A 9,329-nucleotide genomic window follows, 5' to 3' on the forward strand; every position below is an offset into this window, starting at 1 on the left:
TCAGAAGTCAGAGGCGGGAAGCGCGGGAGCGGTGCTGGGCGACCTCGTACAGCGCGATGCTGGTGGCGACGCCCGCGTTGAGCGACTCGGTCTTGGCGGCGATCGGGATGCGCACCGTGATGTCGCAGGTCTGCTCCACCAGGCGGCTCAGGCCCTTGTCCTCGGAGCCGACGACCAAGACGAGCGGGTCGGCGGCGCCTTCGAGTTCTGAGAGGTTCACAGTGCCGCGGGCGCTCAGGCCGACGACCAGCAGACCCTGCTTGCGGTACGCCTCAAGCGTGCGGGTCAGGTTGCCCGCTTGGGCGACCTGGATACGCGCGGCGGCGCCTGCGGACGTCTTCCACGCTCCGGCGGTCATTCCAGCCGAACGGCGCTCCGGAACCAGCACGCCGTGCGCGCCGAACGCTGCCGCCGAACGGATTACCGCACCGAGGTTGCGCGGGTCGGTAACGCCGTCGAGGGCGACGATGAGCGGTGTCTCGGACGCGTCCGTAGCCCGGACGACCAAGTCGTCCGGGTGCGCGTACTCGTATGGCGGGATCTGTAGGGCGACGCCCTGGTGGATCGCGCCGTCGGTCAGGCGGTCGACCTCCTGGCGGGTGACCTCCATGAGAGGGATCCCGCGTTGGTTGGCGAGCATCACGGCTTCACGGACCCGGTCGTCGGCGTCGATGTTCTGCGCGACGAAGAGCGCGGTACAGGGCACGTCGGCGCGTAGCGCCTCGACCACAGAGTTGCGGCCCGCGATCAGCTCGGAGATCTGGCGATTGGCCTTGTATGGCACCTTCGGTGCGGTGCGCGTGCCAGAGCCGGCGCTGCGGGCCTTGGCGCCCTGGGTTTGGGTACGCTTGACCGCCGCGGCGGCGCGGCGCGCGGCCGGGTGGCCGGTCCGGTCCTCGGCGCGCGGCGTCGGGCCCTTGCCCTCCAGCGCCTTGCGGCGGTTGCCGCCCGAGCCGATCTGCGCGCCCTTGCGCGACGAGCTGGCCTTGTTGCCGCGCCCGCCCTGGCCGCCGCGCTTGCCGCCTGCCATGGTGATGAACTCCGTCGGGTTGGTCGTTTTTCAGAAGATATGTCAGGGTGTTGGGGAGTCGGAACGTCAGGAGAGGGTCCAGCGGGGGCCGCCGGGGGTGTCCTCGATGGTGACGCCGATCTCAGTCAGCTGGCTGCGGATCGCGTCCGCCGCCACGAAGTCCTTGCGCGCGCGGGCCGCCTGCCGCTGTTCGAGCGCCACCGCGATCAGCCCGTCGACCACGCCGCGCAGTTCGTCCGCCTTGCCGCCGCTACCGGCACCCACCCACGGCTCGGTGAGCGGGTCCATGCCGAGCACGCCGAGCATCGCCCTGACTTCGCCTAGCCGGGCGATCGCGGCTTCCTTGTCGCCCGCAGACAGCGCGGTGTTCCCGGCGCGGACCGTCTGGTGCAGTACCGCGACCGCGCCGGGGACGCCGAGGTCGTCGTCGAGGGACGCGGCGAAGTCCGCCGGAATCATGGCCGGTTCGACCGGTCCGGCGAGTTCCACGGCTCGTGTGATGAACTGCTCAATGCGGCCGAACGCGGACGTGGCCTCTTCGAGTGCGGCTTCCGAGTATTCGATCATCGAGCGGTAGTGCGGCGTGCCGAGGTAGTAACGCAGCACGATCGGCCGGTGACGCTTCATCATTTCCGTGGCGAGCAGCGAGTTGCCCAGGGACTTGGACATCTTCTCGCCCGCGATCGTCACCCAGGCGTTGTGCAGCCAGTACTGCGCGAACGCGTCGCCGCGCGCCTTGGACTGGGCGATCTCGTTCTCGTGGTGCGGAAAGACCAGGTCGATGCCGCCGCCGTGGATGTCGAAGCGCCGGCCCAGGTAGCGCCGGGCCATCGCGGAGCACTCCAGGTGCCAGCCGGGGCGGCCTGGGCCCCACGGCGTGTTCCAGTACGGTTCGCCCGGCTTGGCCGCCTTCCACAGGGTGAAGTCCTGCGGATCACGCTTGGCGTTCTTCGGGTCCGCGTCGTCGGCGCTCCACATGTCGCCGACCCGCTGGTTGGACAGCGCGCCGTACTCGGGGAAGCTGCGCACGTCGAAGTAGACGTCGCCACCGGCCGCGTAGGCGTGCCCGCCGTCGATCAAGTCCTGGATCAGCTCGATCATGTCGGGGATGTGCCCCGTGGCGCGCGGCTCGACGGTCGGCGGCAGGCAGCCGAGGCCGTCGTACGCGGCGGTGAACGCGCGCTCGTTCGCCTGTGCCACTCGCCAGAACTCGACACCCTGGTCGGCGGCTTTGACGAGGATCTTGTCGTCGATGTCGGTGACGTTGCGCACGAAGGTGACGTCGAGGCCCCGGTGGGCGAGCCAACGGGCGAGGATGTCGAAGTTCACCCCGGACCGGATGTGCCCGATGTGCGGAGCCGCCTGCACAGTGGCGCCGCACAGGTAGATCGAGACCTTGCCCGGCTTGTCGGGGACAAAGTCACGCATGCCGCGTGCTGCACTGTCGTACAGGCGAATGGTCACGTATACCAGGTTACCGGTTTGGGTAGGGATTCTTTCCAAGTTGGCCGGAGGCCGTCACGGCAGCCGGTAGCGTCCATCGGGCAGCTCGACGGCGAGGCCGTCCGTGAGCAGCCCGGTGAGCGCGCGTTCACGTTGTTCGGCCGCACGCCACACGGATTCGAACGCTGACTTCTCGACCGGACGTGTCGCCTCTCGGAGCACCGCGAGCAGCCGCCCACGTGCTTGGCGGTCCGTGCCGGCGTAGGTCTGCCCGCGACGCGGTGGACCGTCGTGCGCTGGTCGGCCGAGACGCTGCCAGGCACACAGGTCGACGATCGGGCACTGCGTGCATTTGGGTGTCTTCGCCGTGCATACCAGCGCGCCGAGTTCCATCGAGGCGGCGGCCCAGCCTGCGGCGTCGTCATCCGTGTGCGGTAGCACCGCCTCGGCGAGCGCACGCTCGGCGGTGGTCAGCGAGTCGGCCGGGAACTCGGTTCCGGAGAAGGCCCGCGCCAACACGCGCCGGACGTTGGTATCCAGGACGGTCGCGCGATGGCCGAAGGCGAACGACGTGATGGCGGCAGCGGTGTATTCGCCGACGCCGGGTAAGGCACGTAGCGCGTTGTAATCGGCGGGTACGTTGTTGCCGTGTTGCTCGACGATTGCGGTAGCTGCGGCGTGCAGGCGTAAGGCACGGCGTGGATAGCCGAGGCGGCCCCACGCGCGTACCGCCTCGCCGGGCTCCTCAGCCGCGAGGGCGTAAGGCGTAGGCCAACGGGCGATCCAGGCCTCGTAGACGGGTAGGACGCGCACCACCGGCGTCTGTTGGAGCATGAACTCGCTCACCATGACCGCCCACGGCCCGGCGGTCGGTTCGCGCCACGGCAGATCCCTGCGATGGACGGCGAACCAGGCGCGGGTGCGCTCGATGACTTCGTCGGCGGATTCGCCGCTTGGGAGCGTGGCGTGAGGCGAGGCGTCGGCAGGGACGCTGGTGGGAGCGTCAATGTGGGAGTCAGCGGGGGCGTCGAGGGCAGCGGCCGTCAGCACGGCGGTCGGTGTCACGGACAACACTCCAATTGACGCTGTGGACGGCTCTGTGGCAGTGGATTGACGAGGCATCCGTCCTATCGTCGCATTGTCGAACACGCTCGTGTGAGCAATGCGCCGAGCTGCGTCGTCCATGCCATAGGGTGGCGTTCCGTGGGATCGCTCTTCCGTCCTGTTGGCCCTCTGCCGCCCGCAATGTACTGGCGGCGGCGGATCCTCGTGTTCGGAATCCCGCTCGTCTTGGTCGGATTCACCGCGTACGCCTGCTCCGGCTCGGACGGCGGCAGCAACGGTGCGAAGGTCGGCGCTTCGTCCACACCCACGGGCAGCTCGGCGATAATCACAGCGGGGCCAGGGCCTACCGGAACGTTACCGCCCATAAATTCCTATCCTGTGACCGGGCCGACCGGCTCGGGAAGGCCGACGCCCGGGTCGACCGGGGCAGTCGGCGGCGTTGGTGGTGTCGGCGGTGTGGGCGGCAGTGGTGGATCCGGCAGTATTGGCGGATCCGGCGGCGCTGCCCCGTTGGGTTCGTCCGGTTGTGTGCTCTCCATAGAAGTGCGGCTGGACAAGTCCACCGCGAGTGGTCCGCCGACGTATGCGTCCGGCCAGAACCCGACCTTCAACGTGATACTGAGGAATTCGGGCACGGGGAACTGCCTGTTCGATGTCTCGGGTCGGGGCGTCGTGGTGACGGTGACGCCGGTCGGTGCGGGCTCGGCCGTCTGGACCAGCGCGACCTGTGCCGGCACCAAGGACATGCGCGTGCTCGGTCCCGGCGACGGCTACACGGAGCCGGTGAAGTGGAACCGGCAGCAGTCGGTCGCGGGTTGTCCGAGCATGCCGCCGACCGCTGGTTCGGGTGCCTACGCGGTGGTGGCGGCGGCGAGCGGAGTGAACTCGGCCTCCGTGCAGTTCACGTTGCAGTAGTTAGAGCAGTAGTTAGATATGCCGATAATCAGATAGAGCGCTGGTCGGACGCGCAGTCGGTCGTACGCGAAGTCATGCGCGGATACGCGGCAATAGTCAGGTGTAATGCGAGCCGGGCAGTCGTAGTCGGACAGGAAGCGGACTCATGGGCGTGCCGCCTATCGGGCCGTGTCGCCAGTAAGACTGTGTTGTCCCTGTCGGACTGTGTTGTCCTTGTCAGGCTGCGCCACTTACTCAGGCCGTGCGAGCCATCTAACCGTGCCGCTGGTGTCCCGTGCCGGATGTCCGTCGCATAGGAAAACCGGATGTCCGTCGCATGGGAAATTGGTCTCTGCGTCTGGCTGGCAAGACGTTGGAGCGCCCTCAAACTCGGTTGTTTGAGGGCGTCGCTGTTTGAGGGCGCTGCGGCAACGCGGCCAGGCAGAATGTGTTTGATCAACTGCGTTGGGCCGGGCTAGTCAGGCCGCGCCGATTATCAACCGGGCTGATCAGCTGATCATCAGTATCAGACGTAGCGTTCGAGGATGGAGGATTCGGCGAGGCGGGAGAGTCCTTCGCGCACGGTGCGGGCACGCGTCTCGCCGACGCCTTCGACCGCCTGAAGGTCCGCCACCGAGGCGGCGAGCAGCTTCTGGAGTCCGCCGAAGTGCTCCACGAGCCGGTCGATCACGGTCCCGGGCAGCCTTGGCACCTTGGCCAGTAGCCGGTATCCGCGCGGCGAGGCTGCCGAGTCCAGGGCCTCCGCGCCGCCGGAGAAACCGAGCGCCTTGGCGACCGTGGCCAGCTCCAACAGCTCGGCGCGGCTGAGCGCGTCGAGGTCGCGCAGCGTGTCCTCGACTGTGCGTCCGCGGCGGCCGGCCCGCTCGGGCAGGTAGTCGCGGGCGACCAGCTCGCGCTCCGGCTCGACGCCGGCGACCAACTCGTCGAGCTGGAGCTCCAGCAGCCGGCCGTCCACACCGAGCTGGACCACGTAGCCCTCGATCTCGACCGCGATCCGGCGGACCATCTCCAGCCGCTGGGCGACCTGCGCGACGTCGCGCGCGGTGACCAGGTCCTCGATCTCCAGCGCGGAGAGCGTGCCGGCGACCTCGTCGAGTCGCAGCTTGTAGCGTTCGAGCGTTGCCAGCGCCTGATTAGCCTTCGAAAGGATGACGCCGGAGTCCTCAAGGACCGTGCGCTTACCGTCGTTGTAGAGCGCGATCAGCCGCATCGACTGGCTGACCGAGATGACCGGGAACCCGGTCTGTCGGCTTACGCGCTCGGCGGTGCGGTGACGCGTACCGGTCTCGGCGGTGGGGATGGCGGGGTCGGGCACGAACTGCACACCCGCGCGCACGATGCGGGTGCATTCACGGTCGAGGACCACGCCGCCGTCCATCTTGCACAGTTCGCGCAGCCGAGTGGCGGAGAACTCCACGTCAAGCACGAAGCCGCCGGTGCAGATGCCGTCGACGGTCTTGTCGAAGCCGAGCACGATCAGCGCGCCGGTGTTGCCGCGCAGGATGCGCTCAAGGCCGTCCCGCAGCTGGGTGCCGGGGGCGAGCGCTGCCAGGGTGGCGCGCTGCGCCTGTTCCGCGGCGCGATCGTGGGGGGCCATGGCGCTCCAGTGAGTGGGGACGTCTGTTGTAAAGTTTACCGGTTGATCATCTGATGAAGGTTCGCCAGCATGTCCGCGATGTCGGCGATCTCGACGACGTGCATCCCGTCGGGGATTTTCGGCACGTCCTCGCCGTCCGCGCGCCTGGGAACCAGCGCGGTGCGGAAACCTAGGCGGGCGGCTTCCGACAGCCGGCGGGTCAGGCCGGTGACCGGCCGCACCTCTCCGGCGAGGCCCACTTCCCCGAACGCGACGACCGTGGCCGGCAGCGGGCTGTCCACTGTACCGGTGGTCATGGCGAGGGCGACGGCGAGGTCTGCCGCCGGGTCGATCAGCCGGACGCCGCCGACGGTCGCGGCGAACACGTCGTACTTGCCGAGCTGCACTCGGCCGCGCCGCTCCAGGACCGCCATGACCATCGAGACGCGGGAGCCGTCCAGCCCCGAGGTGGCGCGGCGCGGCTGCGGCAGGTTCGACGGGGCGACCAGCGCCTGCACCTCGCAGACCAGCGGGCGGCGGCCCTCCAGCGTGACGGTGACGCAGGTGCCCGGGACCGGCTCGGAGCGGCGGGACAGGAACAAGCCCGAAGGATCGGCCAGGCCCCTGATACCGCTGTCGTGCATCTCGAAGCAGCCGATCTCGTCGGTCGGGCCGTAGCGGTTCTTCACGGCGCGCGCGAGCCGCAGCGGCGAGTGCCTGTCGCCCTCGAACTGGAGGACCACGTCGACCAGATGCTCAAGCACCCGCGGCCCGGCGATCGAGCCGTCCTTGGTCACGTGACCGACCAGGATGACGGCCAGATCACGTTCCTTGGCGACCCGGATCAGCGCGGCGCTGACCTCGCGTACCTGGGTGGCGCCGCCGGGCACGCCGTCCACCTCGGCGGAGGCGACGGTCTGCACCGAGTCGAGGATCAGCAGGCTGGGCCGGACCTGCTCGATGTGGCCGAGGACGGCGGCCAAGTCGGTCTCGGCGGCGAGGTAGAGGTCGGGGTCGAGAGCGCCGATCCGGTCCGCGCGCAACCTGACCTGGGCGGTGGACTCCTCACCCGTGACCACGAGCACCGGACGCTCGGGCGAGGCCCCGGCGGCGGCGACTTCGAGCAGGAGTGTGGACTTGCCGACCCCCGGCTCGCCGGCCAGCAGGATGACCGCGCCAGGCACGATGCCGCCGCCGAGGACCCGGTCGAGTTCGGGCACGCCGGTCGGGCGGGCCTTGGCGGTGGCCGCGTCGACCTGGTCGATGGGCCGCGCTGGGGCGGAGACCGGACCGGCCTTGACGGTGCGCGGTTTGAGGATGCCGACCTCCTCGACGCTGCCCCAGGCCTGACACTCCGGGCAGCGGCCGACCCACTTCACGGTGGTCGCGCCGCACTCGACGCAGCGGTAGCCATCCCGCGGCGCGGCGGTGCGTGTGGATCTGCTCGTGGTCGCCATGGGCATCGACGGTAGCGGTTCGCGGCGACAGAGCGGTGACACAAGAGCTCGAAGATCGCTTGCCGACCGCTCGGCGGCGGTTCGGCGACCGCTCGGTGAAGATCCGGCGGCGATGATCCGACAATGATCCGACAATACGGTGCGAAATAAGTGTTATATCCGGTTGGCGGTGTCTGGTAGCCGATAGTTTCATCGACTCAGTGGAAGTCAAATCACCGGATGGCTTACCTTGCCTTTCGTGACTGACCGCGAATTGGTTACCGCACTGCGGGCTGGCGACCGGCTCGCGGCCGGCCAGATTTACGACATATACGGAACGCGACTGTACGCTTACTGTCACGAGTTGGTGGGTGACCACAAGCTCGCCGGAGACGTACTGCGCGACACGTTCATCGTGGCTGTCAACCGCATCCGCGACTTGCGGCAGCCGGACGAACTGGGTGCCTGGCTCTATGCGCTCACGCGGGCCGAGTGCCGGCGCATGGGTGTGAGTGAGGAGATACCGCAGGACGCAGGTGACGCGGCGCGCGGCGACCGGCTGGCCCGCCTGACGCTCGACTGCTACGCGATGCTGCCGCCCGAGACGCGCGAGCTGCTCGACCTCGCCTTCCGCCACCGGCTCGTCGACGTGGACCTCAGCCGGGTCCTCGGCTGTACCGAGGAGGAGGCGGGCGATCGGGTCGGAGCGGCGCAGGCCGACCTGGAGCACGCGCTGCTCGTCGTGCTCGCGGCGCGCACCGGCGACCCGAAGTGCCCGGACGCCGCCGAACTGGGCCGCAAGTTCGACACCGTCGACGGCCGCGGCGTGGACGTGTGGGTGCAGTCGGCGACCCGGCACATCGAGAAGTGCTCGATTTGCAGCACTACGGTGAAGAACCGCCGTCCGCTGCGCCTGTTCGAGGAGCTTCCGCACTCGTTCATGCCGCCCGGCGTGCGTTCCCGAGTGCTGGAGAGCCTGCGTGACCCGGCGGGCACCGCGTTCGCGGCACGCATCGCCGAGCGCGCCGGCCGGCTCGACGAGAACGGCTTCCCGCTCGGCGGCCGCGGCGCTGCCGGAGCGGGACGCAAGTGGGTGCTCCCGGTGGGCTTCGCCGCGGCGGTCGCGGCCGTGGCCGTGCTGGCGTACGTGGTGCTCGGCGGCCACTCGCCGGCCACGACGCCCACCGCGAACACGACCGCCGGCCTGTCGGCGAGTTCGACCGCGTCGGCGAACCCGTCGGACAGCTCGACCTCGGTCAGCCTGCTGATCGGTACGGCGTCGGCCTCAGCGACGTCGTCGGCGACGCCATCACCCTCTCCGTCCGTTCAGCCCTCAGTAGCTGCCTCTTCGGCTCCGCCCTCGGCGGTGACAACGACTCCGGCGGGACGTCCTTCCACGACACCACCGTCCAAGTCATCGTCGCCGAAGCCCTCACCGTCACAGTCGCCGTCTGTTTCGCCGTCGCAATCTTCATCCGTGTCTGCGAGTGCGTCAGCTAGCGCTCCGTGACGCCATATCTGGAAAGATCACTCGGATGAGTGGCGGTGTGGTCACACTATGTCACTCACGCGGGCGATAGGTGGACATCTTCGGCCTACCTTGGAGCGCCGCCGCCTACCGTCGGCCGTGTGAACGCTGACTTATCGAGCAGCGGCGGGCTCGCCACTGCTGAGACTGCGACACCTACGACTTCGACGCCTGCGACTCTGGCATCTAAGGCCGCACCGTTCGATGATCGGCCGCTGCGTACCGAGCCGATCAGGCCCTCCGGCGATGCGGGAGATGGCTGGGGACGCGCTTCGGCGTATGACGCGTATGCGGACGGTCTGCACACGTACGCCATATGGTCGCTGCGGGATCACG

At 68.8% G+C, this 9,329-nt stretch carries 8 protein-coding genes; 3 read left to right on the forward strand and 5 right to left on the reverse strand.

The features are described from left to right. Positions 1-7: 7 nt before the first annotated feature. The 3 genes from rlmB to VGS97_RS17005 all read right to left on the reverse strand — a co-directional run bounded on the left by rlmB (position 8) and on the right by VGS97_RS17005 (position 3,595). A complete protein-coding gene (gene rlmB, locus VGS97_RS16995) occupies positions 8-1,030 on the reverse strand; it encodes a 23S rRNA (guanosine(2251)-2'-O)-methyltransferase RlmB (protein ID WP_326854531.1) in 1,023 nt (340 codons plus the stop codon). Positions 1,031-1,096: 66 nt separating this feature from the next. Continuing rightward, positions 1,097-2,494 (reverse strand): cysteine--tRNA ligase, encoded by a 1,398-nt coding sequence (gene cysS / locus VGS97_RS17000; RefSeq protein ID WP_326854532.1) that lies wholly within the window; start codon positions 2,492-2,494, stop codon positions 1,097-1,099. Between the two features lie 54 nt (positions 2,495-2,548). Further along, positions 2,549-3,595, reverse strand: coding sequence for an A/G-specific adenine glycosylase (locus tag VGS97_RS17005; RefSeq protein ID WP_414641739.1), 1,047 nt, complete (start codon positions 3,593-3,595; stop codon positions 2,549-2,551). Positions 3,596-4,066: 471 nt separating this feature from the next. Between VGS97_RS17005 and VGS97_RS17010 the strand changes: the two genes are divergently transcribed. Beyond that, positions 4,067-4,453: a hypothetical protein gene (locus VGS97_RS17010; protein ID WP_326854534.1), complete on the forward strand. Its 387-nt coding sequence runs from the start codon at positions 4,067-4,069 to the stop codon at positions 4,451-4,453. Positions 4,454-4,958: 505 nt separating this feature from the next. Here the strand turns inward: VGS97_RS17010 and disA are convergent. Next, positions 4,959-6,050 carry a DNA integrity scanning diadenylate cyclase DisA gene (gene disA, locus VGS97_RS17015; protein WP_326854535.1) on the reverse strand — a complete coding sequence of 364 codons (1,092 nt, stop codon included), beginning with the start codon at positions 6,048-6,050 and terminating at the stop codon, positions 4,959-4,961. 35 nt (positions 6,051-6,085) lie between these two features. Continuing rightward, positions 6,086-7,486, reverse strand: coding sequence for a DNA repair protein RadA (gene radA, locus VGS97_RS17020; protein WP_326854536.1), 1,401 nt, complete (start codon positions 7,484-7,486; stop codon positions 6,086-6,088). A gap of 238 nt (positions 7,487-7,724) precedes the next feature. Between radA and VGS97_RS17025 the strand changes: the two genes are divergently transcribed. After that, the gene (locus tag VGS97_RS17025) at positions 7,725-8,975 is read left to right on the forward strand and encodes a sigma-70 family RNA polymerase sigma factor (protein ID WP_326854537.1); all 1,251 of its coding nucleotides are present in this window, start codon (positions 7,725-7,727) and stop codon (positions 8,973-8,975) included. 119 nt (positions 8,976-9,094) lie between these two features. After that, positions 9,095-9,329, forward strand: a 235-nt coding sequence (locus tag VGS97_RS17030; RefSeq protein ID WP_326854539.1) for a hypothetical protein, incomplete at its 3' end; no start/stop codon positions are given.

This window comes from Actinocrinis sp., from assembly GCF_035946395.1.
Taxonomy (GTDB): Bacteria; Actinomycetota; Actinomycetes; order Streptomycetales; family Catenulisporaceae; genus Actinocrinis.

Excerpts from the sequence above, each read along its gene's own strand:
- rlmB (WP_326854531.1), bottom strand. The coding sequence starts at position 1,030 with ATGGCAGGCGGCAAGCGCGGCGGCCAGGGCGGGCGCGGCAACAAGGCC.
- VGS97_RS17005 (WP_414641739.1), bottom strand. The coding sequence starts at position 3,595 with ATGCCTCGTCAATCCACTGCCACAGAGCCGTCCACAGCGTCAATTGGA.
- disA (WP_326854535.1), bottom strand. The coding sequence starts at position 6,050 with ATGGCCCCCCACGATCGCGCCGCGGAACAGGCGCAGCGCGCCACCCTG.
- radA (WP_326854536.1), bottom strand. The coding sequence starts at position 7,486 with ATGGCGACCACGAGCAGATCCACACGCACCGCCGCGCCGCGGGATGGC.